We start from the raw sequence: 24,782 nt of genomic DNA on the forward strand, positions 1-24,782 counted from the left end.
ACCAGCCGGAGAAACCCGTCACGGCTGGAGCGCCTCGTCACGGCTGGAGCGCCTCGTAGGCCTCGGGCCGGTCGCGCTCGCGGCGGCCGCGCCACAGGAAGACCGCCGTCACCAGCAGCACTCCCCCGGCACCGCCCGCGAGCAGGCCCGCCCAGCCGGCCGGGTCGTCGTCCGCCTTCGGCTCGTCCGGGCCGGAGCCGAAGTACTGCTCGCCGTAGGCCGCGGACTGAAGGCCCTCCGGCTTGAGGTCGGCGGCGGCGGTGATCGCGGCGGCCGGGTCGATGAGCCCGTAGCCGCGGGAGTCGTCGCGCCCGCCGGTGGGGGAGTTGCGGGCGGTGTCCTCCAGGAGCTTCTTGATCTGGGCCGGGGTGAGCCCGGGGTGGGCGCCCTTGATGAGCGCCACGGCCCCCGATACGAAGGCGGAAGCGGCGCTGGTCCCCCATCCCTCGTAGTACTTGTGGTCCGGGTCGGCGATGACGACGTCGACGCCGGGCGCGCTGACCGTGGCGTACCAGCGGCGGGTGGAGAAGGAGGCGCGGGTGCCGTAGCGGTCGACGGCGGTCGCGGCGATGACGCCCGGGTAGGCGGCCGGGTAGGAGATGTGGTCGCCCTTCTCGCCGCCGTTGCCGGCCGAGGCGACGACGACCGAGCCCTTCTTCAGCGCGTACTGGACGGCCTCGTCCTCGGCGGGCTCGGGGTGAGCGGAGGCGGAGTCGTCGCCGAGGGAGAGGTTGATGACGTCGGCACCCTGGTCGGCGGCCCAGCGGATGCCCTCCGCGAGGGCGTTGCCGCGGGTGTTGCGGGCCTTGGTGCGCTGCGGGTCGCCGTCCTCCAGGATCACGCGGACGGGCAGGATCTTCGCCTCCGGGGCGATGCCGAGCACGCCGTCGGCGTTGCCGTTGCCATGGCCGTGACCGGCGATGATGCCGGCCATCGCGGTGCCGTGGCGGGCCCACGCGCGGTCACCCGGCCCGGCGCCGAAGCCGACCATGTCCTTGCCGGTGAGCACGTTGCCGGTGAGGTCGGGGTGGTCGGCCTCGACGCCGGTGTCCAGGACGGCGACGGTGATGCCCCCGCCCTTGGTGGTCTGCCAGGCCTCCTCGGTGTGCAGTGCCTCCAGGGCCCACTGCTTGGCACGGATGCCGTCGGCGTAGGCGGTGGAGGGCGGCACGAGGGCGACGGTGGCGGCGAGGAGACAGCACAGGAGCCCGGCCCTGCGGGTCGTACGGGTCGTACGGGTGCTCATGAGGGCTGCTCCGAGGGCGTGACGGCGGTCTTGCGCAGGCCGCGCTCGATGCGGTCGGCGAGGCCCTGGGCCTCGTTGCCGAGGCCCGCCTGGGCGGGGGCCGTGGTGGCGCCCGCCGCGGTGGCCACCGGGGCGGGCTGCGGGGTGTCCACCACGCGGCCGTCGGCCCAGCCGGAGACGGCGTAGACGACGACGGGGGCGTCGGTGAGGACGGAGACCGTCCAGGCGGCACGTTGCTTGTCGCCGAAGGCGGCGGCGACGGTGCCCTTCGCGGCGTACGGCCGGGGCATCAGATCGGTCCGCTCCGCCAGCTTCTCCTTGGTGAAGCGGGTGTCGAGCGAACGCATGGCGGCCGCGTCGGCCGTGGTGAACAGCAGACCGACGGTGGTCACATAGCTCTGGGTGGCGTCGGTGTAGGTGGCCCGCAGGAGCCGCTGGCAGCCGACCGGCGCGAGGGCCTTGAGCAGCAGCGGGTCGAAGGCGTCGGCGCAGCCGCCGTCCGGGGCGACGGCGATCCGCGTCCAGGTGCGGTCGGCGCCACCGGGACCGGCGCCCTGACCGTCGACCGTGGGCGGGAACAGCTGATCGACCGGCACGTTGTGCCACAGACCGCCGGCGGTGGTGTAGGTGCTGCGCTCGGCGGCGTCCGCAGAGTCCCCGACCAGCCAACTGCCGGTGACCGCACCGCCGATGAGCCCCATGCCGAGGACGACACAGGCGGCGGCCGCGGCGACGCGTCCCCGTCGGCCGAAGGTCCGGGGCGTGTCCCTGTACACCTCGGGCCGCGCGAAGGTCACCACGGGACGGGTGGCACCGAGGGTGCCGCCCGGGGTCATGGGAGCGCTCCAGGAAAGGGACGGATCGGGGCCGCTCGCCACCCCCGGGCCGCCGTCGGTCCGCTGCGGAGTATCCGGCGCGGGGGGTGCGGCAGGGGCGGGCGGTACGACGAACTCGGGCTGCCGCACGGCCGCGCCGGGGCTCCACGCCGGCCCGTCGTCCGCCACCGCCGGGACCGCCCGGGACTCACCGCGCAGACCGTCCCCGGCGCCCTCCGCCTCCGTCTCCCGCCGACTCCGCCCGGGCGCGGGCACCCAGCTGCGGGGCAACGGCGACCAGGCACTGTCGGACGCGGACCCGGCCGAGGGGGCACCCGACGAGCCCGCGGGGCGGGAGGGTGGCGGCGGAACGACGGGACGGGACTGCGGCGGGGCAACGGGCCGGGAAGGCGGCGGCGGAACCGGGCGGGTACCCGAACCGGCGGGGTGAGTGCCCGAGCCCGTGGAGAAGAAGTCGCCCGCGGCGGCAGGCCGGGAGCCGCCCGAGCCGGTGGGGTACGCGCCCGAGCCCGCGGAAAAGAGGTCGCCCGAACCGGCGGGACGGGAACCGTCCGCGCCTGCGGGACGGGAGCTGCCAGGACCGGCAGGACGGGAACCGTCCGGACCGGCGGGACGCGAGCTCTCCCATCCGGCGGGACGACCGCCCTCGGAACCGGCGGGACGGGGAGCGTCCGAACCGGCGGGACGCGAGCTGCCCGGACCGGCGGGCCTGGAGCTCTCCCATCCGGCAGGACGGGAACCGTCCGGACCGGCGGGACGCGAGCTCTCCCATCCGGCGGGACGACCGCCCTCGGAACCGGCGGGACGGGGAGCGGAGTTGGCCCCGGGAGGGGGGCTCTCGGGAGCGGTGGGACGCGGGGGGCCGTCGCCGGAGGGTCGGGAGCCGTCGGGGCCGGTGGCCTCTCCGTCGGCGGGACGGGGGGCAGGCGTACCGGCGCGGGGGGTGGCGCCGCCCGGGCCCGCGGGACGGGAGTCCTCCGAGGAGGCGGGACGGGCGGGCCGGGGGGCGCGGCGGAAGTCGTGGGGCGGGGCCGGACGGGGGACGTGGGGGGCGGCCGGGCGTTCCTCGGCTCGCGCGGGCGTCCCGGTGTCGTCGCGTCGTGGGGCCGGGGCGGGGCGGGCCGGCTGCGGCGGGATGTCCGGGAAACGGGCCGACGCGGGCGGCGGGGGCGGGGTCATGGCGTCCGTGTGCTGGGCCCGCAGGTCGGTGAAGCGGGGGGCGGTGCGGGCAAAAAGGGAATCCGTGCCCGAGGAGGGGAAGCCGTCCCCGGCCGTGCCCTCGCCCCGGGCGGCCGTCTGCGCTCCGGCCGAGCCGGGAGTCACCCCACGTGTGGCCTCCCGCTCAGCCGGCTGCTGCGGCGCGGCGGGCTCCTGCGGCTCCGCTTCGGGGGTCGCCCGGCGCGCGGGATCGCCTTCCGGCCGCTCGGCGGAGGCCCGGCGGGTGCTCTCCCGGTCCGTCGGGGCCGTCGGGGGCTGGGACGGGCGGGGCGGGGTGGCCGGGCGGGGCGGGACACCGGGGTGGGGCGGCACGTCGGGGCGCGGGGGGACCGAGGCGCGGCGTGCTTCCGTACTCATGCGCCCCCCGTTTCCTCGTCCCCGGGCCGTCGTTCTGTACGCGGGCGGTCGGTCTCGTGCCCGGGCGGCCCGGCGCGGACGCGGCAGTCCGCTCTGGGCACGCATACCCGCACGGACGGACCGGCATCCCGACACGGTTGCCCGGCCGGAGCCGTCCTCCGTGCGTGCGCGTCACTCTACGGCTTGTCGCCGGGCGAACGGGAACCAGTCCGCGACGCCCGGGGCTTCTGCCCGGAACGTCCCCCTACCCTGCGGTAATCCAGTCTGGCAGGCTTCGTTCATGACTGCGCGCGCCGCCGACCGGGCCCGTTACGACCGGGCCACCGCCCATCTCGACGCCCCTCTCGCCCTCGTGGACCTGGACGCCTTCGACGCCAACGCCGAGGACCTGGTCCGCCGGGCCGGCGGCAAGCCGATCCGTGTCGCCAGCAAATCCGTACGCTGCCGGACGCTGCTGGAACGCGTCCTGGCGAAGGACGGCTTCGCCGGCATCATGTCGTTCACCCTCGCCGAGTCCCTGTGGCTGGCCCGGTCCGGGTTCGAGGACATCCTCCTCGCCTACCCGTCGGCCGACCGCACCGCCTTCGCCGAACTGGCCGCCGACCCCAAGCTCGCCGCCGCCGTCACCGTCATGGTCGACGACGTCTCCCAGCTCGATCTCATCGACGGCGCGCGCGGCGAAGGGCGCGAAGTCATCCGGGTCTGCCTGGAGTTGGACACCGCGCTGAAGCTGCTCGGCGGCCGGGTCCGGGTCGGCGCCCTGCGCTCGCCGCTGCACTCCCCCGCCCAGGTCGCCGACGTGGCGAGGGCGGTCGCCCGGCGGCCCGGTTTCAAGCTCGTGGGGATCATGGCCTACGAGGGGCACATCGCCGGGGTCGGCGACGCCGTCGCCGGGCGGCCCTTCCGGTCCCGGGCCATCCGCCTGATGCAGGCCACCGCCCGGCGCGAGCTCGCCGAGCGCCGCGCCGCGGTCGTGCGCGCGGTGCGGGCCGTCGTACCGGATCTGGAGTACGTCAACGGCGGCGGCACCGGCAGTGTGCAGCACACCGCCGCCGAGGACGCGGTCACCGAGATCGCGGCCGGGTCGGGACTGTACGTGCCGCGTCTGTTCGACAACTACACGTCCTTCAGCGGCCGTCCGGCGGCTCTGTTCGCCCAGCCCGTCGTCCGGCGGCCGGGCGTGGGGATCGTGACCGTCCTCGGCGGCGGGTATCCCGCGTCCGGTGCCGCGGGGCCCGACCGGCTGCCCGTGCCGTACCTGCCGGAAGGGCTGCGTTACGACCCCCAGGAGGGGCCGGGCGAGGTGCAGACGCCGCTGCTCGGCTCCCCCGCCGACGATCTGCTGATCGGCGACAAGGTGTGGTTCCGGCACGCGAAGGCCGGTGAGCTGTGCGAGCGGTTCGACGTGCTGCACCTCGTCGAGGGGGACGCGGTGACGGCGACCGTGCCGACCTACCGGGGTGAGGGACAGACCTTCCTCTAGGCCGGCCGGCGCGAGGCGTCCTAGAGCGGGGTGACGTACGCCCCGGAGATCCCGCCGTCCACCAGGAAGTCGGAGGCGTTGACGAAGGAGGAGTCGTCGCTGGCCAGGAAGGCGACGGCGGCGGCGATCTCCTCGGCCTCGGCGAACCGGCCGACGGGAATGTGGACCAGCCGGCGGGCGGCCCGCTCCGGGTCCTTGGCGAACAGCTCCTGGAGCAGCGGGGTGTTGACCGGCCCCGGGCAGAGGGCGTTCACGCGGATGCCCTCCCGCGCGAACTGCACGCCCAGCTCACGGGACATGGCGAGGACGCCGCCCTTGGACGCCGTGTACGAGATCTGCGAGGTGGCGGCGCCCATCCGGGCCACGAAGGACGCCGTGTTGATGATGGAGCCCCTGCCCTGGCGCCGCATGTAGGGGATCGCGGCCTTGCAGCACAGGTAGACGGAGGTCAGGTTGACCTCCTGGACGCGCTTCCAGGCCTCGAGGCCGGTCTCCAGGATGGAGTCGTCGTCGGGCGGGGAGATGCCGGCGTTGTTGAAGGCGATGTCGACGCTGCCGTAGGTGTCGTAGGCGGCCTGGAACAGTGCCTCGACCTGCTCGGGGTCGGTGACGTCGACCTTCACGAAGGTGCCGCCGACCTCCTCGGCGGCGGCCTTGCCGCGGGTCTCGTCGACATCGCCGCAGACGACGTGCGCGCCCTCGGAGGCGAGCCGGCGCGCGGTGGCGAGGCCGATGCCGCTGCCGGCTCCGGTGATGACTGCGGTGCGGCCGACCAGACGGCGGCAGATGATCTCGTCAGGCGATGCGGTCACTGTGCGGGGCCCTCCGTGCTGATGAAGACGTTCTTGGTTTCGGTGAAGGCGGTCAGGGCGTCCGGACCCAGTTCACGGCCGACGCCGGACTGCTTGTAGCCGCCGAAGGGGGTCCAGTAGCGGACGCTGGAGTGGGAGTTGACGGACAGGTTGCCGGCCCGGACGGCCTGGGAGACGCGCAGCGCCCGGCCGACGTCCCGGGTCCAGATGGAGCCGGAGAGGCCGTAGGGGGTGTCGTCGGCGAGCCGGATCGCGTCCGCCTCGTCGGTGAAGGGGAGCAGTACGGCGACGGGGCCGAAGATCTCCTCGCGGGCGGCGGGCGAGTCGGGCGCGACGCCGGTGAGAACGGTCGGCGGGAACCAGAAGCCGGGGCCGTCGGGTGCGGTGCCGCGCAGTGCCTCGGCGTCGTCCGGGACGAACGACCGTACGCGGTCCACCTGTTGCCGGGAGATCAGCGGGCCCATCCGGGTCTTCTCGTCGGCCGGGTCGCCGACCGTGACGGCGGCCAGTTCCCGCGCCAGGTGGTCGGCCACCTCCTCGTAGACCGATTCCTGGACGAGGACGCGGGTGCGGGCGCAGCAGTCCTGGCCGGAGTTGTCGAGGAAGGAGAACGGGTCGACCGCGGCCTTCAGGTCGGCGTCCGCGAAGACGATGTTGGGGCTCTTGCCGCCGAGTTCCAGGGTGACCGGCTTGACCTGCCGGGCGCAGCGCTCCATGACCTCACGGCCGGTGCGGGTGGAGCCCGTGAACACGATCTTCGCCACGCCCGGGTGGTCGACGAGTGCGCGGCCGGCGACGGCTCCATGGCCGGGCAGTACCTGGAACAGGTGCTCCGACAGGCCGGCCTCCAGGGCCAGTTCGGCCAGGCGCAGGGCGGTGAGCGGGGTGGTCTCGGCGGGCTTGAGGACGACGGCGTTGCCTGCCGCGAGGGCCGGGAAGGAGCCCCAGGCGGCGATGGGCATCGGGAAGTTCCAGGGGGCGATCACCCCGACCACGCCCAGCGGCTCCTGGAAGGTGACGTTCCAGCCGCCGGGTACGGGGATCTGGCGGCCCAGGAGGCGTTCGACGCCGCCGGCCGCGTACAGGAGCAGGTCGCGGGCGTTGCCGGCCTCCCAGCGGGCGTTCCCGAGGAGGTGGCCGGCCTCGCGGACCTCGAGGAGCGCCAGTTCCTCGACGTGTGCGTCGACGACGTCGGCGAAGCGGCGCAGCAGCCGGGCCCGGTCGGCCGGGGCGGCGGCCGCCCAGGCCTTCTGGGCGGTGCTCGCGCGGGCGACCGCGCGGTCCACGTCGGCCGCGTCGGCGGCCGGGACGGTGGCGACGATCTCCTCGGTGGCCGGGTTGAGAACGATCAGCTCGTGCGCAAGCGACTGCGGGTCGGACAGGGCGGGACCGGACAAGGAAGGGCCTTTCGCGGGCGGGTGCACGGGCGGGTGCGTCAGAGACGTTCGAAGGAGCGGCGCAGCTCCCAGTCGGTGACCGCCGCGTCGAAGGCCTCCAGCTCGACGCGTGCCATGTTGCGGTAGTGCGCCACGACCTCCTCGCCGAACGCGGCCAGCGCGATCGGGCTGTTCGCCCAGAGTTCGGCGGCCTCGCGGAGGGTGGTCGGCACGTGTGCGTACTCGGCGGTGTAGGCGTTGCCGGGACAGGCCTCGGGCAGCTCCAGCTTCTGTTCGATGCCGTACAGGCCGGCCGCGACCAGGCCCGCGACCGCGAGGTGGGGGTTGACGTCGCCGCCGGGCAGTCGGTTCTCGAAGCGCATCGAGCGGCCGTGGCCGACGACGCGGAGGGAGCAGGTGCGGTTGTCGTATCCCCAGGCGACGGCGGTCGGGGCGAAGGAGCCCGGCTGGAACCGCTTGTAGGAGTTGATGTTGGGGGCGTAGAGGAGGGAGAAGTCGCGCAGGGCGGCGAGCTGTCCGGCGAGGAAGTGCCGCATGACGTCGGACATCCCCCCTTCCCCGTCACCGGCCATGACGTTGGTGCCGTCGGCGTCGGTGAGCGAGAGGTGGATGTGGCAGGAGTTGCCCTCGCGCTCGTTGTACTTGGCCATGAAGGTCAGCGAGACGCCCTCCTGGGCGGCGATCTCCTTGGCGCCGGTCTTGTAGATCGCGTGCTGGTCGCAGGTGACCAGGGCCTCGTCGTAGCGGAAGGCGATCTCGTGCTGGCCGGGGTTGCACTCGCCCTTGGCGGACTCGACGGTGAGTCCGGCGCCGGCCATCTCGTTGCGGATGCGGCGCAGGAGTGGCTCGACCCGGCCGGTGCCGAGCACCGAGTAGTCGACGTTGTACTGGTTGACCGGGGTGAGGCCGCGGTAGTTCGCGTCCCAGGCGGCCTCGTAGCTGTCCTTGAAGACGATGAACTCCAGCTCGGTGCCGACCTGGGCGGTGAAACCGTGCCCGGCGAGGCGCTCCAGCTGGCGGCGCAGAATCTGGCGCGGCGCGGCGACCACGGGCGAGCCGTCGTTCCAGGCCAGGTCGGCGATGAGCAGGGCGGTACCGGCGTTCCAGGGCACGCGGCGCAGGGTCGACAGGTCGGGCCGCATGGCGAAGTCGCCGTAGCCGCGCTCCCAGGAGGACATGGCGTACCCGTCGACGGTGTTCATCTCCGTGTCGACGGCGAGGAGGTAGTTGCAGCCCTCGGTGCCGTGCTGGAGGACCTCGTCGAGGAAGAATCCGGCGGCGAACCGCTTGCCCTGGAGACGCCCTTGCATATCGGGGAAGGCCAGGACGACAGTGTCGATCTCACCGCTCGCGACGTGAGCGTGCAGCTCTTCGACACTGAGCGGGGGTGTGCGGTCTGCCACGGGAGGGCCTCCTTCGGCTTCCCCGGCTCCTTCGTCTTCTTCGGGCGGGCCGGGAGCCATAAGGTATTGCGGAGAACCATTGCTTGGGAAGGGGGCACGGCCAGATGTCGGTGGACGCTGACGGCGGACCGGACGACCGGCTGACGCCGGTACTGCGGCCGGTGCGGGCCGGGAACGGCTTCGAGGAGGCGCTGGAGCAGATTCTCCAGGTGGTGCGGCTGGGCCTGGTACCGGGCGGCGAACGGCTGCCGGCCGAGCGGGACCTGGCGGAGCGGCTCGGGATCAGCCGGGTGACGCTGCGCGAGGTGCTGAAGGTCCTCCAGGACCAGGGCCTGGTCGAGTCCCGCCGGGGCCGCTACGGCGGAACGTTTGTGCTGCCGCGTACGGACGCCGGCGGCGAGGACGAGCTGCGGCGGCGGATCGCGGAGGTCGACATCGAGGACGTGCTGCGCTTCCGCGAGGTGCTCGAGGTAGGCGCGGCGGGCCTGTGCGCGACGCACGGGCTCACGGACGAGCAGGCGGAGCGCCTGCGCGAGGCGCTGGCCCGCACGGCGGACGCGCCGCTGGCCGACTACCGCCGACTGGACACGATGCTCCACCTCACCCTGGCCGAGCTGTGCGGCTCGCCCTCGCTGACCGCGCAGTACGCGGCGGTCCGGGCCACGGTGAACGACCTGCTCGACTGCATCCCGCTCCTGGTGCGCAACCTGGAGCACTCGCAGCGGCAGCACCTCGCGCTGGTCGAGGCGGTGCTGGACGGGGACGCGGACGGGGCGCGGGAGATGATGCGGGAGCACTGCGCGGGGACGGCGGCCCTGCTCAGGGGCTTCCTGACGTGAAATGGTATGGATACGGTCCATTGTGGGAGTGGGAGGGCACATGACGGACGGCTCACGGCCGCTGATCGGCGTCAGCACGTATCTGGAGTCCGCGGCGCGCTGGGGCGTGTGGGCGCTGGACGCCGCGCTGCTGCCCGTCGGGTATCCCCGGCTGGTGCAGCGGGCCGGCGGGCTGGCCGCGATGCTCCCGCCGGACGCTCCCGAGCACGCGGCGGCGACGGTGGCCCGCCTCGACGGCCTGGTGATAGCGGGCGGCCCCGACGTCGAACCGGTCCGCTACGGCGCCGAGCCGGACCCCCGCACGGGGCCGCCGGCGCGGGAGCGGGACGCCTGGGAGCTGGCCCTGATCGAGGCGGCGCTGGCGGCGGACCTCCCGCTGCTGGGCATCTGCCGGGGCATGCAGCTGCTGAACGTCGCGCTCGGCGGCACCCTGACCCAGCACATCGACGGGCACGCCGAGGTCGTCGGCGCCTTCGGCCGGCACCCGGTCAAGCCGGTCCCCGGCACGCGGTACGCCGCGGCCGTCGAGGAGGAGACCTCCGTACCGGCCTACCACCACCAGGCCGTGGACCGCCTCGGCACCGGCCTGATCCCGTCGGCGTACGCGACGGACGGCACCGTGGAGGCGGTGGAACTACCGTCCGCGTCCTGGGTACTGGGCGTCCAGTGGCACCCGGAGATGGACGAGGACGTACGGGTCATGCACGCCTTGGTAAGGGCGGCACAACCCAGCCCGTCCGACGTTTGAGGACGAGGCCGTTCAGGCCGAAGGGGGTCTCGGCAGCGGCGCATCCACCCAGCCCGTCCCGACGTTTGAGGACGAGGCCGTTCAGGCCGAAGGGGGGTCTGGGGGCACCGCCCCCAGGGTCGGGAAGGGAAGGGGCGGCGGGGGCGAGAGAACCTACCCCCGAGTGAGCGACAACAGCTCCCGCGCCGGCCCCGCAGGCCGATGCCCCGTGGGCCACACCGCCCGCAGATCGCGCGCCAGCGCAACCCCCTCGACCGGCACCTTCACCAGCCGCCGCAGCCCCAACTCCTCACCGACCGCCAGTTCGCTCAACACCGCCGGCCCCGCCCCACTGACCGCCGCCGCCTTGACCGCGGTCGTCGAGGACAGCTCGATCAGCGGCCGGGCCAGGCCACCCAGCGCCGTGTCGAGCACCTGCCGGGTCCCCGAGCCCTTCTCACGCAGGATCAGCGGCGTCGAGGCCAGCTCGGCCGCGGGCAGCGGCCGCCGCCGGCGGGCCCACGGGTGGGCGGGCGCGACCACGACGATCAGGTGGTCGTGGGCTATCACGGCGGAGTCGAGGCCGGGCGGCACCGTGAGGCCCTCCACGAAGCCGAGGTCCGCCTCCCCGGAGAGCAGCCGCTCGGCGACGGCCGCCGAGTTGCCCGCGAGCAGCGACACCGCCGTGTCCGGCCGCCCGGCGCGCAGCGCGAGCAGCCAGCCGGGCAACAGGTACTCGGCGATCGTCATGCTCGCCGCCACCCGCAGCCGCGAGTCACGGCGGACCCGCAGCGCCTGCGCCCCCGCGTCGAACGCCCGTGCCGCCTCGACGACCCGCCCCGCCCAGTCCGTCACCAGCGCGCCGGTGTCCGTGAGCCGGGAGCCGCGCGGCGAGCGGTCCACCAGGGCCACCCCCAACTGGCGTTCCATGGACCGGATCCGGCTGCTCGCGGCCGGCTGTGTGATGCCGAGCTCCCGCGCGGCCGCGCCCAGGCTGCCCAGCCGTGCCACCGCCAGCAGCAGCTCCAGCGCGCCCAGATCCGGGACGCGATGCGCGATCGAACCCGATGCGGTGTCCGCGGGCTGTTCCTCGACACTCCCCATAAGCCCAGCTTATGCCCCCATAGAGTCATACTCCCTGGTCGCGGGCGGACGCCCGGGCGACCGTGGAGTCATGGTCACCGCCGCCCAGCCCCTGTACGCCCTCCCCCGTGTGCGCGCCGGCGCCGTCCGTCACCTCGGACCGAACTGGTACGCCACGGTGATGGGGACCGCGATCCTCGCCACGGCGGGAGCCGCGCTCCCCGTCCGCCCGCCGGGGCTGCGGCCGCTCCTCACCGCCTGCTGGGTTCTCGCCCTCGTCCTTCTCCTGGCCCTGCTCGGCGCCCGCGCCCTGCACTGGCGCCATCACCGCGACCAGGCCCGCGCCCATCTGCTGGATCCGGCGACGGCGCCGTTCTACGGCTGCCTGGCGATGGCGCTGCTCGCCGTCGGGGGCGGCGCCCTCACCGTCGGCCGGGACTGGATCGGCATCCGGGCCGCGGTCGCCCTCGACGCCGTGCTGTTCACCGTCGGGACGGCCGTCGCCCTCGCGGCCGCCGTCTCCGTCCCGTACCTGATGGCCGTACGCCATCGGGTACGGGCGTCGCAGGCCACGCCCGTGTGGCTGCTGCCGCTCGTCGCGCCCATGGTGTCCGCCGCGCTCGGGCCGCTGCTGGTGCCGTATCTGCCGGCCGGACAGCCGCGGCAGACGCTGCTCCTGGCGTGCTTCGCGCTGTTCGGACTGAGCCTGCTCGCCACGCTCGTCATGCTGCCGGTCGTGTTCGCGCGGCTGGTGACCGGCGGGCCGCTGCCCCTCGTCCTCACTCCGACCCTGTTCCTCGTCCTGGGGCCGCTCGGGCAGTCCACCACCGCCGTCGGAAAGTTCGCGGAGGTCGCTCCGGGGGTCCTGCCCGGCCCGGACAGCCGCGGTCTCGCCGTCCTCGCCGTGCTGTACGGGGTGCCCGTCATGGGGTTCGCGCTGTTCTGGCTGTGTCTGGCCACCGCGCATGTGGTGCGCGCCCGCCGGCACGGGATGGGCTTCGCGATGACCTGGTGGGCGTTCACCTTCCCGGTCGGCACCTGTGTGACCGGAGCGGCGGCGCTGGCCCGGCACACCGGGCTGGTCGCCTACGACGTGCTCGCCTGCGCGCTGTACGTCGTCCTCGTCGCCGCGTGGATCGTGGCCGCCACGCACACCGTCCGCGGGCTGCTCAGCGGTGTGCTGCTCGCAGCGCCTCGCCCAGCACCTTCGGCGCCTCGGCGAGCGACGGGCCGTACCACGTCAGGTGCCGTCCGCTGAGCAGCGCGCAGGGCAGACCGGGGAAGGCCTCCGGGCCGTCGTCGGCGGTGAAGCGGTAGGGCTCGTCCGGCAGCACGACCAGGTCCGGTGCGGCGGCGATCAGTTCCTCGACCGGGATCCGCGGATAGCGTTCGGCGTGCCCGGCGTACAGCTGGTCGACGCCGAGGCGGGCCAGCGCGTCCCCGGCGAAGGTGTCACGGCCCAGCACCATCCACGGGCGGCGCCAGATCGGTACGACGGCCGTCCGACGGCGGGTGGGCGGCAGCGGCGCCGCCCACGCCTCCTCCGCCTCGTCGAGCCACTTCGGCCGCGACGGCACCCCGCACGCCCGAAGTACCCGCGCCAGCTCACCGAAGGCCTGCGGGACGTCCCGGATGTCGGTCACCAGGACCTCGAGGCCGGCCGTGCGCAGCGCCGCCAGGTCCGGTTCCCGGTTCTCCTCCTCGTTGGCGATCACCAGGTCGGGGGCGAGGGCGACGATCCGGTCGACCCGGGGGTTCTTGGTTCCGCCGATCCGGGTGACGTCGAGGCCCGCGGGGTGGGTGCACCAGTCGGTGGCGCCGATCAGGGCGCCGGGCACGGAGGAAGCCACCGCCTCCGTGAGCGACGGCACCAGCGAGACGATCCGCACTACCGCTTCCGGCCCCGGTCCCGGTCCCGTACCGCCTCGATGTGCTCCGCCACGGCGACGACGACCACCCGGGTGTCCGGCACGGTCGCCCGCCAGCGGTGACGGACCCCGCCGGTGAGGTACAGGGTGTCGCCGCGGCCGAGGCGGTAGGCGCGGCCCTCCGCCTCGATCTCCACGGCGCCGTCGGCCACGTACATCAACTGGTCGTTGCGGTACTGGAATTCACGGCCCGCGTCATGGTCGCCGGTGAACTCCGAGGCGTGCATCTGGTGGTGACCGCGCACCAGGGAACGGGAGCGCGGCTCCGGCTCCGGCTCGGGCCCCGGACCCGGCTCGGTCACCTCGGCGCGCACGACGTCCACGCTGCACGCGGGGTCGGCGGCGGCGAGGAGCTCGACGGCCGTGGTGCGCAGGGCGTCGGCGACCTTCTCCAGGGAGCTGGTGCTGGGCCGCGCGCGCTCGTTCTCGATCTGGCTGAGGAACGGGACCGACAGGCCGCTGCGCTCGGCCACGACGGCGAGGGTGAGCTCCAGGGAGCGGCGTCGGCGCCGCACGGCCGCACCCACGCGCAGGGGCTGTTCTTTGTGGTCGCCCATCGCTCCGGCTCCCTCCTTAGCTCGTCGGTACCGTGACGTCCTCTACGCCCTCTGAGGAGTTGTCTGCACCCTACGCATGTTCGGCAAACCGTTTCATGCGCCCGTCACATCGAGGACACCTGGCGTAACGCCGGACCTCACAGTTCGCGCCAGTCGATCGGACCCCGGACACGCCGGGCACGGGCCCGCCCTCCGGTTCTCCGGTTCAATGCGCGAACGGCCGCGCATGTTCCCGCTCGTCCCCGGCTTCGAGGGACTTCGGTTCGGGCATGGGCGTAGCTCTCCGTACTTGGCCGGATCCTTGCCGTGGCAGGGCGGCGGACGGACGGGGCCGGACCAGCGCCGTGGCGGGGCGGAAACAGCGGGGAACACACGGGAACGACACGAGGGGCGGGCCCCGACGCGGGCCCGGAGGCCGAACGTCGGTGCCCGCCCCTCGTCGGGCGGTCGCGGTGCTGTCAGGTCACCGGGCCGCCCGGCTTTCCTGCCCCGAATCGGCGACCGGTACCCACTTCTCGACCAGACCTGGATTCTCCTTCAGCCAGGTCCGGACCGCGTCCTGCTCCTTGCCCTTGCCGGCCTTCTGGATCCGCGCCTCCAGACCGGTGAGCTGGGCCTCGGTCATCCTGAAGTCCTTCAGCCACTTGCCGACCTCGGGGTTGTCGGCGGCGAAGTCCTTGCGGGCGACGGTGTGCACGCCGTCTCCCTTGCCCCAGGCGCCCTTGGGATCCTCGAGCTTCTTCAGGTCGTAGTCGCTGTACGCCCAGTGCGGCGACCAGAGGGTGACGACGATCGGCTTCTTGGCGGCGTACGCGCGCTTGAGTTCGGCGAGCATCGCCGGGGTGGAGCCGTCGACGACGGTGTAGGCGCCGTCGAGGCCGTACTGCCCCAGGACCTTGTCCTTGAGCAGACCCATCATCCCGGCGCTGGGCTCGATGCCGGTGATCTTGCCGTCGAACTCGGCGGCGTGGCTCTTCAGGTCCGCCAGGGAGCCGACGTCCTTCACGTACGAGGGGACGGCGAGCTCCAGGGAGGTGGGGCCGTACCAGGAGCCCAGATCGTCGAGCTGTTCGCCGTACTTCTTCCAGTACTCGTTGTGGGTGGTGGGCAGCCAGGCGTCGGTCTGGAAGTCGATCTGCCCGGTGGCGACGCCGGTGTAGAGGGGGCCCGCGGTGTACTGCGTGGTGGTGACGTCGAAGCCGCGTTCCTCCAGGAGTTCCTTCCAGAGGTAGGTGGAGGCGATGCCCTCGTCCCACGGGATGTAGCCGATCTTGACCTCCTTGCCCTTGCCGATGTCCGTGGCGGAGGCCTCGGCGGTACCGGAGGAGGGGCCGAAGACGTTCATGCCGCCGGCGACCAGGGCGAGCACGACCACGCCGACCACAGCCACGGCCGGGCGCGGACGGTACGTCCACACCGTGCCGCGGGCCTTGGCGGCGGCGCGGCGGCCGAGCGGGGAGATCCGGGTGCCGAGGGCGCCGGTCATCCGGTCCAGGTAGATGGCGAGGACCACGATGCCCAGGCCCGCCTCGAAGCCGAGGCCGATGTCGAGCTGGCCGATGGCCTCGTTGACGGCGCCGCCGAGGCCGCCGGTGCCGACCATGCCGGCGATGACGACCATCGACAGGCCCAGCATGATGACCTGGTTGATGCCCGCCATGATCGTCGGCAGGGCGAGCGGCAGCTGCACGCGCAGCAGGGTGTCGCGGGGCGTCGTGCCGAACGCTTCGGCGGCCTCGACGAGTTCGGCGTCGACCTGGCGGATGCCGAGCTCGGTCATCCGGACGCCCGGGGCGAGCGCGAAGATCAGGGTGGCGATGACGCCCGCGGGGACGCCCATGCCGAAGAACAGGATGGCCGGGATCAGCAGGACCATCGACGGCATCGTCTGGAGCAGGTCCAGGACGGGGCGGAGGGTGGCGCTGACGGCCTTGGAGCGGGCGGCCCAGATGCCCAGCGGGAGGGAGACCGCCAGGGCGATCACCGTGGCCACGAGCACCAGGGAGAGCGTCGACATCGCCTCGTCCCACAGGCCGAGGGAGTCGATGAGGGCGAATCCGGCGAAGGCCAGGACGCCCGCGACGAGGCCGCGCAGCCACCAGGCGAGCACCGCGAGGATGCCCGCGAGGAGGAGCGGCTCAGGGGCGGTGAGGACGGTGTCGAGACCGTCGTACATGCCTTCGACGACCGTCTTGATCGCGTCGAAGAGCCAGGACATGTGGGTGACGAGCCAGTCGACGCCGGAGTCGACCCAGTCGCCGAGGTGGAGCCTAGGCACGGGTCAACACCTTCCTCCCGCCGTCGCGCGGACTGTCGCAGGCCGTCACCTGGCCCTGTTCGTCGCCGAGGAAGCGGACGAGGCGCTCTCCCGACACGACGCCGACGAGTTTCCGCTTCCCGTCGAGGACGGCAACCGGATGGGTCAGGCGGGCGCTGAGCGCGCACAGCGCGGCGAACGGGGTGTCGGAAGTGGCGGTCTCGCAGCCGCAGTCGGCCTCGTCGCCGCGCACGACGGTGTCCATCACGGCGGAGGCGGTCAGCACGCGCGAGCGGTCGACGTCCTGGATGAAGGAGGCGACGTAGTCGTTCGCGGGGCGGATCAGGATGTCCTCCGCCGTGCCCGTCTGCACGATGCGGCCGTCGCGCATGACGGCGATCCGGTCGCCCAGCCGCATGGCCTCGTTGAGGTCGTGGGTGATGAAGACGATGGTCTTCTTCAGCGTCTGCTGGAGCGTGAGGAGCTGGTCCTGCATGTCGCGGCGGATCAGCGGGTCCAGCGCGCTGAAGGACTCGTCCATCAGGAGCAGGTCGGCGTCGGTGGCGAGGGCGCGGGCCAGGCCGACGCGCTGCTGCATGCCGCCGGACAGCTCGTCCGGCCAGGACTTCTCCCAGCCGGCCAGACCGCAGAGCCGCAGCGCCTCGACGGCGCGCTCCTCGCGCTCGCGGCGGGGGACGCCCTGGACGGCGAGGCCGTAGGCGGCGTTGTCGAGGACGCTGCGGTGCGGGAAGAGCGCGAAGTGCTGGAAGACCATGCTGATCTTCTTCGCCCGGACCGCGCGCAGTTCGCGGTCGGCGAGGGCGGTGAGGTTCTGGCCGTCGAAGAGGACGCGTCCGGCGGTCGGCTCCAGCAGCCCGTTGAGCATCCGCAGCAGGGTGGACTTGCCCGACCCGGACAGGCCCATCACGACGAAGATCTCGCCCGGTTCCACCGCGAAGGAGGCGTCGATGACGGCGGCCGTGGTGCCGTCGGCGCGCAGCTCCTCCCGGTCGGCTCCCTCCCGGAGCCGCTCGACTGCCTGCTGCGGTCGTCTGCCGAACACCTTGTGCAGATGCTCGGCCTCAAGCCTGGAGGACACGCGTACCTCTCGTCGGGGACAGGAATCGGAGCACTCGGCAACAGCAAACAGTTGAAAACGCAACCGGGCATTGCTCCGAGGCCGCCCCTGCCCTGGTCCGATGGGGGCAAACGTACGAGTGGTTCAGTTCACAGCAGGTTTCACAAGAGGTTCACTCGTGCCACGGGAGTGAATACGCACCGGATACCCGGGCACTCGTGCGGCATGATGCGAGGCGTGACCGGACGACTGATGCTCCTCGACACCGCCTCGCTCTATTTCCGCGCCTACTTCGGCGTCCCGGACTCCGTGAAGGCGCCGGACGGCACTCCGGTGAACGCCGTACGCGGACTGCTGGACTTCATCGACCGGCTGGTGAAGGACCACCGGCCGGACGAGCTGGTCGCCTGCATGGACGCCGACTGGCGCCCCCAGTGGCGGGTCGACCTGATCCCCTCCTACAAGGCGCACCGCGTCGCCGAGGAGCGCGAGACGGGGCCGGACGAGGAGGAGGTGCCGGACACCCTCTCGCCGCAGGTGCCGATCATCGAGGCGGTCCTGGACGCGCTCGGCATCGCACGGGTGGGCGTCGCCGGCTACGAGGCGGACGACGTGATCGGCACGTTCACCGGGCGGTCGAAGGGCCCGGTGGACATCGTCACCGGCGACCGCGACCTCTACCAGCTGGTGGACGACGCCCGCGGGGTGCGCGTGCTGTACCCGCTGAAGGGCGTCGGCACGCTCCAGCTCACGGACGAGGCGTGGCTGCGCGAGAAGTACGGCGTCGACGGGAGCGGGTACGCGGATCTGGCGCTGCTGCGCGGCGACCCGAGCGACGGCCTGCCGGGCGTGCCGGGCATCGGCGAGAAGACCGCGGCCAAGCTGCTGGCCGAGTTCGGCGACCTGGCCGGGATCGTGGCGGCGGTCGACGACCCCCGGGCGAAGTTGACCCCGTCGCAGCGGAGCCGACTGGACGAGTCACGGCCGTATCTCGCCGTCGCGCCGAAGGTGGTCAAGGTCGCCGACGACGTGCCGCTGCCGGACGTGGACACCGCTCTGCCGCACGCGCCGCGGGACGGAGCGACACTGGAGGCACTGGCGCGGCGCTGGGGACTCGGCGGCTCGCTCCAGCGGCTGCTGACGACACTGGGCGCCCCGCCCGCGTAACCATTGTTCTCGCGTCGAGGAATGACAAGGGCACAGGCCGAGAGTCATCCTCTGCATGAGATCTGGGTGAGAGGTGGGTCGACCTCTCGAACAAGGAGGGCATCACCGGGGGGAGAGATGCTAACTTAGGTAAACCTAACCATACCCTCATGGGAGGCCGTCATGGCAGAACGTCCGGCACGGAAGCCGCGGAAGCCCCACTCCGCGCAGGTCGTCCGCACCGAACGGCTCACCCCCCATATGCAACGCGTCGTCCTCGGCGGCGAGGGCCTGGCCGACTTCACCGCGGGCACCTGCACCGACCACTACGTCAAACTGCTCTTCGGCCCCGAGGGCGTGACCTACCCCGAGCCCTTCGACCTGGAGCGCATCCGCGCCGAGTTCCCCCGTGAGCAGTGGCCCGTGACCCGCACGTACACCGTGCGCAACTGGGACGCCGAACTCCGCGAGCTGACCCTGGACTTCGTGGTCCACGGCGACGAGGGCCTGGCCGGGCCGTGGGCGGCGCGCGTCCAGCCGGGCGAGACCGTCCGCTTCATGGGCCCCGGTGGCGCCTACGCGCCCGACACCGCCGCCGACTGGCATCTGCTGGCCGGCGACGAGAGCGCCCTGCCCGCCATCGCGGCCGCCCTGGAGTCGCTGCCCGCCGGCAGCGTCGCCCACGCCTTCATCGAGGTGTCGGGCCCCGAGGAGGAGCAGAAGGTCGACTCCGACGTGGAGGTCGTCTGGCTGCACCGCGGCGACCGGCCGGTCGGCGAACGGCTCGTCGAGGCCGTACGGGCACTGGAGTTCCCCGAGGGCCGCCTGCACGCGTTCGTGCACGGCGAGGCAGCCTGCGTGAAGGAGCTGCGCAAACTCCTGCGCGTCGAGCTCCAGATCCCGCGCGAGGACCTGTCGATCTCCGGCTACTGGCGGCTCGGCCACAACGAGGACGGCTGGCAGGCCTCGAAGCGGGACTGGAACGCGCGCGTGGAGGCGGAGCAGGAGGGCGCGGCACCGGCCGCGTGACCCGGCGGAAGCGGCCCGCACTCGTGGCGCGGGCCGCCCCTGCGACCCCGTGAGGGGCCGCGCCTGCCCGCTGCTACACCGACCGCTGGTACGACCGGAACGTCCTGATCGAGAGCCACACGGCCGCCGTCGCGAGCCCGAGAAGCGCTCCGCCGCGCAGGAGCACGGCGCCCCAGTCGGGATCGGCGGACAGGGCCGAACGGCCCGCGACCATCGCCCAGTCCAACGGGTTGAAGCGGGCCACCTGCCGTATCCAGCCGGGCATCCGGTCCGGCGCCATGAACGCGCTGGAGAGGAAGGTCAGCGGCAGCAGCAGGAACGTGTTGACGCCGATGATCGACTCCCGCTCCCGCACCAGCATGCCCAGGGCGTTGGACAGCGCCCCGAAGACCGTGCCCAGCAGCACCGAGGCGACGACCAGGACGACGACGCCCACGACCCCGCCCGGGTACTCCGCACCGCCCGCCAGCCCCAGCAGCACGATGACGGCCGACTGGAGAGCGGTGACGATGCCGTTGTGGACGACATTGCCGTTCATCAGCGCGGCCCGACTGGCCGGGGTGGTCAGAAAACGGTTGAGGGTGCCGCGCTGGATCTCCTCCAACGTGCCCATGCCCGCCCACAGGTTGGAGGCGAGCGCGCTCATCACGACCACGCCCGGCACCAGGTAGTCGAGGTAGGAGGCCGTACCGAAGCCGCCCAGCGCCACGACGTTCTTGAAGAGGCTGCCGAAGAGGAACAGCCAGATCACCGGCTGGATCAGCGTGATCACGGCGTACGCGGGCTGGCGGGCGAACACCATCAGCTGGCGTTGCGTCATGTACCAGGTCTGGACGATCGCGGTGCTCATCGCGCACCCCCGGCGAGGACGAGGGCGTCGGCGGTCCCGCTCTCGGCCTCGGCGTAACGACGGCCCGCGTACCGCAGGTAGACGTCGTCGAGGGAGGGCCGGGCGACGGTCGCGGTGGCGACGGCCACGCCGGCCCGCTCCAGGGCACCGAGCAGCGCGGGCACCGCGGCCGCTCCGTCCTCGGCCCGGACACTGACCCGTGGCCCGTCGAACACCACCTCGTGGACGCCCGGCAGCCCGCCCAGGGCGCCCTCCAGCAGCACACGACCGCTCTCGCCCAGCGCGGTGCGCAGCTCCACATGCACGGCGTCGCCGCGGAGTTCACCCTTCAGGGAGTCGGGAGTGCCCGTGACGACGATCCGGCCGCGGTCGACGATGGCGACGCGCTCGGCGAGCCGGTCGGCCTCCTCCAGGTAGTGCGTGGTGAGCAGGATGGTCAGCCCCTCCTCGCCGGCCAGCCGGCCGATCTCGTCCCACATCGCGGTGCGGGCCTCCGGGTCCAGACCGGTGGTGGGCTCGTCGAGGAACAGCACCTCGGGCCGGTGCACCAGACCGAGCGCGACGTCGAGCCGGCGCCGCATACCGCCGGAGTAGCCCTTGACCGGGCGGCGGGCGGCCTCGCTGAGCGCGAAACGCTCGAGCAGCTCGTCGACGCGCCGGTCGAGGGCGGCGCCCCGCACGCCGTAGAGCCTGCCCTGGAGGCGGAGGTTGTCGCGGCCGGTGGCGACCGGGTCGGCGCCGGAGTTCTGGGCGACCACGCCGATCGCGCGGCGCACCCGGTCCGGGTGGCGCAGCACGTCGTGCCCGGCGACGGTGGCCGACCCGGAGTCGGGGCGGGCGAGAGTGGTGAGGATCTTGACGGCGGTGGACTTGCCGGCGCCGTTGGGGCCGAGCAGCCCGAAGACGGTACCGGGCTCGACGGTGATCTCGAGGCCGTTCAGCGCGGTGACGCCACCGGGGTAGGTCTTGACGAGTCGACGCGCCTCGACCGCGGGCGCGCTGGTGTTGCTCATGACGGTGCTCCTTCGTGAGCGGACAGGACTACTGATCCGCGTGAAGAGCGCCGGGCTATCCTGGGTGTGCCGCACCTCGATGGCCCGGAGCCGCTTCACCGCGGATTCCGTTCGGGGTTGGGGACCCCGGCGGAGCTGCTGCAACAGCCCTGCCGGGGTCGTTTCTCAAGAGGTGAATTCCGTCGGCAGCTCCCCCGTCTCGTGGAAACGCCGCCATTGCTCGACGCCGGGCAGGGAGCCCTTCCTGATCTCCTCGAGGAATCCGCCGACCCACTCGGCCTGCGCCTCGACCATGTGCAACTGGTACTCGACCTCGACGAGGAAGAGCCTCGGCAGCGTCTCGTAGAGCTTCTCGAGGGCGCCCCGGCCGCTGGCCACCTGGACCTCCAGCGAGCTCAGCCGGGTCTCCAGCAGGCGCACCACGTCATCGGGAGGCAGCGCCGCCATCAGCGAGAGCGCCGTCTCGAAGATCGGGTACTCCTTCGCGGGGATGGCGATCAGGTCGGACAACCACTCGGCCATCTCCTCGCGCCCGGCCTCGGTGAGCCCGTAGACCGTGCGCTCGGGGCGGTTGCCCTGGCGTTCCACACCGGTCACCTCGACGAAGCCGTACTTCTCGAGGTTCTGCACGACGGTGTAGAGCGAGCCGTAGTTCGTCTTCGTACTGGTGTCCTTGCCCTGGCTGCGCAGGGTCTGGGCGATCTCGTACGGATGCATCGGCTTCTGCCAGAGCGTCGTCATCACGGCGAGCGCCAACGGATTGCTGAGCTTGCGGCGTTTCCTCGCCACGACGACCACCTCGCTTCACGACGAGCAGTTCATTCCGAACGGTTCGCTTCCGAATATCCGTAGCCGAACATATCGCGAGTCGTGAGGCGAGGCAATAGACGCGATGTAACGCGATCGAGTGAAGCATGCGAGGACGTGAGGACTTGGGCCCGCCCCGGACACGGCTGCGTGACGCGCACGAAACAGCGCGTCCCTAATTTCTGTCGCCCGACAGGAATTACGTTCCCTCTGGGCCCAAGGCAGGTTCCGCCGTGACGACAACAGCCCCTTCCGACGTACGCCCCGACCCGCCGCACTCCCCCGGCGCGGACGACGGCTCCCTCGCCGAGTTCGGCTACCCCCAGGAGCTGCACCGCAGCCTGGGCCGGTACGCCTCGTTCGCCGCCGGGTTCTCCTTCATCTCCGTCCTGACGACCGTCTTCCAGTTCTTCGCCTTCGGGTACGCCTTCGGCGGCCCGGTCTTCTTCTGGGCCTGGCCGGTCGTGCTGGTCGGTCAGTTGCTGGTCGCCGCGTGCTTCGCGGAGCTGGCGGCGCGCTACCCGATCTCGGGCGCGATCTACCAGTGGTCGTCGCGGCTGTCGACGCCCTCGTTCGGCTGGTTCGCCGGCTGGATCATGGTGATCGGGCAGATCGTCGTGGTCGCCGCGGCCGCGCTGGCGCTCCAGATGGTGCTGCCGGCGATCTGGTCGGGCTTCCAGCTGATCGGCACCGACCCGGCACCCACCTCGCCGGACGGCGCGGCCAACGCCGCGCTGCTCGGCGTGCTCCTGCTGGCGCTGACCACGTTCGTGAACGTCGTCGACAACCGCGTGATGTCCGTGATCAACCGGGTCGGCGTGACCGCCGAGATCATCGGCGCGGTACTCATCGTCGTGCTGCTGCTCACCCACTCCGAGCGGACCCCGAGCATCACCTTCCACACCGAAGGGGCCGCGCAGAACGGCCTGTTCGGGGCGCTGCTCGTCGGATCGTTCACGGCCGCGTACGTGATGATCGGGTTCGACAGCGCGGGCGAGATGAGCGAGGAGACGCACCACCCGCGGCGCACCGCGCCCCGCACGATCCTCACCGCGCTCGGCGCGGCCGGCCTGCTCGGCGGGCTGATCGTGCTGGGCGGGCTGCTGGCCGCGCCCAGCCTCACCGACGGACGCCTCGGGGTCGACGGCCTCAGCTACGTCCTCACCAGCAGCCTCGGCGACGGGGTCGGCAAGGTGCTGCTGGCGGACGTGGTGGTCGCGATCGCGGTGGCCACGCTCGCCATCCAGACGGCGGCCTGCCGGATGCTGTTCTCCATGGCCCGCGACGGACAACTCCCGTTCTCCGGCCGCCTCGCGCGCGTGAACCCCCGTACCGGCATGCCGAGCGCCCCGGCGCTGGTGGTCGGCGTCCTCGCGGCGGCCCTGCTGCTGCTCAACTTCGCCTCACCGGACGCCTTCCTGGCCATCGGCACGACCTGCATCGTGATGCTGTACCTGGCGTACGCGATGGTCACCGGCCCGCTGCTGGTGCGTCGGCTGCGCGGACAGTTCTCCTCGGCCGGCACGGACGAGACGGGCGCCCGCCTGTTCTCCCTGGGCCGCTGGGGTGTCCCGGTGAACGCCCTCGCGCTCCTCTACGGCCTGCTGATGACGGTCAACCTGGCCTGGCCGCGCGCGGCGGTGTACGACCCGGCGGGCGGCCACTGGTACTTCCAGTGGTTCACCGTGCTGTTCCTCGGCGCGACACTCGCGGCCGGTGTGGCCTTCCGGGCCTACCGCAGGCGGTCGCCGGCACCGGCCACGGCGGTACCGGAGACGGCGGCCGCGTAGACCCGGCGGGCGCGTCGGGCCTGACCGTCAGACACACAGGACGGACGGGTGCGTCAGGCCGCCAAGCGTGTCGGACGGGCATGCGCGCGAAGCGGGCATGCCCGTCACGCCAGCCGCCGGACACGGCCACGCGCAGGAGCTTGGCGAGCCGCCGCGCCGGACGGTTCGCCGCCGTCGGCCCGAGCGTTGCCGAGGCGTGCGACCTCCGGCTGTACTCGTCGGATCCTGCTTGACCTACGATGACGCGGTGAAGTTCGTGATGGTGCCGGGTGGCTGGCAAGGCGGATGGGTGTTCGACTCGGTGGCCGCCGAGCTGCACCGGGACGGTCACCACGTCGAGGCGGTGACCCTGTCGGGGTTGGAGTCGGACGGCCCAGTCGATGTGGACCGTCCGCCGAACCTCGACACCCATATCGACCAGGTGGCCGAGATCATTGACCGTAGCGACGAAACGCCCCTCGCACTGTGCGGGCACAGCTACGGCGGGATGGTGATCGCCGGTGTCGCGGATCGGCTCAGCGACCGCATCGATCAGCTTGTCTTCATCGACGCCTACGTCCCGGACGACGGGGATTCGTGTTGGTCGTTGACCAGCGACAGCTTCCGGGAGTCGTTCATAGCCGGCGCCCGCGCCGACGGTCGATGGGTCGCAGTCCCTGATGGGCTCGACCCTCGCGCGCGACCGCACCCGATGGCGAGCTTCGTCCAGTCGATCAGGCTGGGAGGCAACGCCAGCCGCGCGTTCGGCCGTACGTACATCAGTGGTGGAGCGTGGGCAGGCAGCCCGTTCGTGACCCTGACCGAACGGTTGCGCAACGACTCGGGCTGGCGGGTTCACGAGATTCCCGTCGGTCACAACATCGCCCGCCGCGACCCGCATGGCCTCACGGCCGTTCTCAGCGCCTTGCCGCCCGACTCCTCCTGAC

At 72.6% G+C, this 24,782-nt stretch carries 21 protein-coding genes; 8 read left to right on the forward strand and 13 right to left on the reverse strand.

The genetic code is table 11. From position 1 onward, the window contains the following. Nucleotides 1–37: 37 nt before the first annotated feature. Both mycP and G9272_RS09970 read right to left on the reverse strand, forming a co-directional pair. Entirely contained in the window at nt 38–1,246 is a 1,209-nt protein-coding gene (gene mycP, locus G9272_RS09965) for a type VII secretion-associated serine protease mycosin (protein WP_171396211.1), read from the reverse strand. Then, complete coding sequence (locus G9272_RS09970) at nt 1,243–2,352, reverse strand: hypothetical protein (protein ID WP_253267765.1); 1,110 nt, start codon at nt 2,350–2,352, stop codon at nt 1,243–1,245. Before G9272_RS09970 ends, mycP begins: the two co-directional genes overlap by 4 nt. A gap of 1,585 nt (nt 2,353–3,937) precedes the next feature. Here G9272_RS09970 and G9272_RS09975 point away from each other — a divergent pair. Next, a complete protein-coding gene (locus tag G9272_RS09975) occupies nt 3,938–5,140 on the forward strand; it encodes an amino acid deaminase/aldolase (protein WP_171396212.1) in 1,203 nt (400 codons plus the stop codon). Nucleotides 5,141–5,160: 20 nt separating this feature from the next. Here G9272_RS09975 and G9272_RS09980 read toward each other — a convergent pair whose 3' ends face one another. Genes G9272_RS09980 through G9272_RS09990 form a run of 3 tightly spaced genes read right to left on the reverse strand, consistent with a single transcriptional unit; the run spans nt 5,161 to nt 8,752 of the window. Next, nucleotides 5,161–5,952, reverse strand: coding sequence for a 3-oxoacyl-ACP reductase (locus tag G9272_RS09980; RefSeq protein WP_171396213.1), 792 nt, complete (start codon nt 5,950–5,952; stop codon nt 5,161–5,163). Then, entirely contained in the window at nt 5,949–7,349 is a 1,401-nt protein-coding gene (locus G9272_RS09985; RefSeq protein ID WP_437184266.1) for an aldehyde dehydrogenase family protein, read from the reverse strand. Before G9272_RS09985 ends, G9272_RS09980 begins: the two co-directional genes overlap by 4 nt. A gap of 38 nt (nt 7,350–7,387) precedes the next feature. Beyond that, entirely contained in the window at nt 7,388–8,752 is a 1,365-nt protein-coding gene (locus tag G9272_RS09990) for a glutamine synthetase family protein (protein WP_171396214.1), read from the reverse strand. 104 nt (nt 8,753–8,856) lie between these two features. On the opposite strand from G9272_RS09990, the gene G9272_RS09995 reads away from it, so the two are divergent. Together G9272_RS09995 and G9272_RS10000 are read left to right on the forward strand one after the other, a co-directional pair. Next, nucleotides 8,857–9,591 (forward strand): FadR/GntR family transcriptional regulator, encoded by a 735-nt coding sequence (locus tag G9272_RS09995; RefSeq protein WP_171396215.1) that lies wholly within the window; start codon nt 8,857–8,859, stop codon nt 9,589–9,591. A gap of 40 nt (nt 9,592–9,631) precedes the next feature. Next, complete coding sequence (locus G9272_RS10000; protein ID WP_171396216.1) at nt 9,632–10,339, forward strand: gamma-glutamyl-gamma-aminobutyrate hydrolase family protein; 708 nt, start codon at nt 9,632–9,634, stop codon at nt 10,337–10,339. 153 nt (nt 10,340–10,492) lie between these two features. Here the strand turns inward: G9272_RS10000 and G9272_RS10005 are convergent, their stop codons facing one another. Then, nucleotides 10,493–11,422, reverse strand: a complete 930-nt coding sequence (locus tag G9272_RS10005; protein WP_171396217.1) for a LysR family transcriptional regulator — start codon at nt 11,420–11,422, stop codon at nt 10,493–10,495. A 70-nt stretch (nt 11,423–11,492) separates the two neighbouring features. On the opposite strand from G9272_RS10005, the gene G9272_RS10010 reads away from it, so the two are divergent. Next, on the forward strand, nt 11,493–12,659 hold the full coding sequence (locus G9272_RS10010) for a TDT family transporter (RefSeq protein WP_171396218.1): 1,167 nt from the start codon (nt 11,493–11,495) through the stop codon (nt 12,657–12,659). Here G9272_RS10010 and G9272_RS10015 read toward each other — a convergent pair. The 4 genes from G9272_RS10015 to G9272_RS10030 all read right to left on the reverse strand — a co-directional run bounded on the left by G9272_RS10015 (nt 12,571) and on the right by G9272_RS10030 (nt 17,242). Further along, a complete protein-coding gene (locus G9272_RS10015; protein ID WP_171396219.1) occupies nt 12,571–13,290 on the reverse strand; it encodes a helical backbone metal receptor in 720 nt (239 codons plus the stop codon). The genes G9272_RS10010 and G9272_RS10015 overlap by 89 nt on opposite strands. Continuing rightward, nucleotides 13,290–13,886 (reverse strand): helix-turn-helix domain-containing protein, encoded by a 597-nt coding sequence (locus tag G9272_RS10020; RefSeq protein ID WP_171396220.1) that lies wholly within the window; start codon nt 13,884–13,886, stop codon nt 13,290–13,292. Before G9272_RS10020 ends, G9272_RS10015 begins: the two co-directional genes overlap by 1 nt. Before the next feature lie 463 nt (nt 13,887–14,349). Next, complete coding sequence (locus G9272_RS10025) at nt 14,350–16,164, reverse strand: ABC transporter permease/substrate binding protein (protein ID WP_171396221.1); 1,815 nt, start codon at nt 16,162–16,164, stop codon at nt 14,350–14,352. Further along, the gene (locus G9272_RS10030; RefSeq protein WP_171396222.1) at nt 16,157–17,242 is read right to left on the reverse strand and encodes a quaternary amine ABC transporter ATP-binding protein; all 1,086 of its coding nucleotides are present in this window, start codon (nt 17,240–17,242) and stop codon (nt 16,157–16,159) included. The genes G9272_RS10025 and G9272_RS10030 overlap by 8 nt, the downstream gene beginning before the upstream one ends. Nucleotides 17,243–17,449: 207 nt before the next feature. On the opposite strand from G9272_RS10030, the gene G9272_RS10035 reads away from it, so the two are divergent. Together G9272_RS10035 and G9272_RS10040 are read left to right on the forward strand one after the other, a co-directional pair. Continuing rightward, the gene (locus tag G9272_RS10035) at nt 17,450–18,388 is read left to right on the forward strand and encodes a 5'-3' exonuclease (RefSeq protein WP_253268190.1); all 939 of its coding nucleotides are present in this window, start codon (nt 17,450–17,452) and stop codon (nt 18,386–18,388) included. A 162-nt stretch (nt 18,389–18,550) separates the two neighbouring features. Beyond that, entirely contained in the window at nt 18,551–19,396 is an 846-nt protein-coding gene (locus tag G9272_RS10040; protein ID WP_171396224.1) for a siderophore-interacting protein, read from the forward strand. Nucleotides 19,397–19,469: 73 nt separating this feature from the next. Here the strand turns inward: G9272_RS10040 and G9272_RS10045 are convergent, their stop codons facing one another. The 3 genes from G9272_RS10045 to G9272_RS10055 all read right to left on the reverse strand — a co-directional run bounded on the left by G9272_RS10045 (nt 19,470) and on the right by G9272_RS10055 (nt 22,048). Further along, a complete protein-coding gene (locus tag G9272_RS10045) occupies nt 19,470–20,246 on the reverse strand; it encodes an ABC transporter permease (RefSeq protein WP_171396225.1) in 777 nt (258 codons plus the stop codon). After that, nucleotides 20,243–21,259, reverse strand: a complete 1,017-nt coding sequence (locus tag G9272_RS10050) for an ATP-binding cassette domain-containing protein (RefSeq protein WP_171396226.1) — start codon at nt 21,257–21,259, stop codon at nt 20,243–20,245. The genes G9272_RS10045 and G9272_RS10050 overlap by 4 nt, the downstream gene beginning before the upstream one ends. A gap of 165 nt (nt 21,260–21,424) precedes the next feature. Beyond that, the gene (locus G9272_RS10055) at nt 21,425–22,048 is read right to left on the reverse strand and encodes a PadR family transcriptional regulator (protein WP_253267766.1); all 624 of its coding nucleotides are present in this window, start codon (nt 22,046–22,048) and stop codon (nt 21,425–21,427) included. A gap of 251 nt (nt 22,049–22,299) precedes the next feature. On the opposite strand from G9272_RS10055, the gene G9272_RS10060 reads away from it, so the two are divergent. Next, on the forward strand, nt 22,300–23,856 hold the full coding sequence (locus G9272_RS10060; RefSeq protein WP_171396227.1) for an amino acid permease: 1,557 nt from the start codon (nt 22,300–22,302) through the stop codon (nt 23,854–23,856). 247 nt (nt 23,857–24,103) lie between these two features. Further along, nucleotides 24,104–24,781, forward strand: a complete 678-nt coding sequence (locus G9272_RS10065) for an alpha/beta fold hydrolase (protein ID WP_253267767.1) — start codon at nt 24,104–24,106, stop codon at nt 24,779–24,781. Nucleotide 24,782: the final 1 nt, after the last annotated feature.

This window comes from Streptomyces asoensis, assembly GCF_013085465.1.
GTDB classification, from domain to species: domain Bacteria; phylum Actinomycetota; class Actinomycetes; order Streptomycetales; family Streptomycetaceae; genus Streptomyces; species Streptomyces cacaoi_A.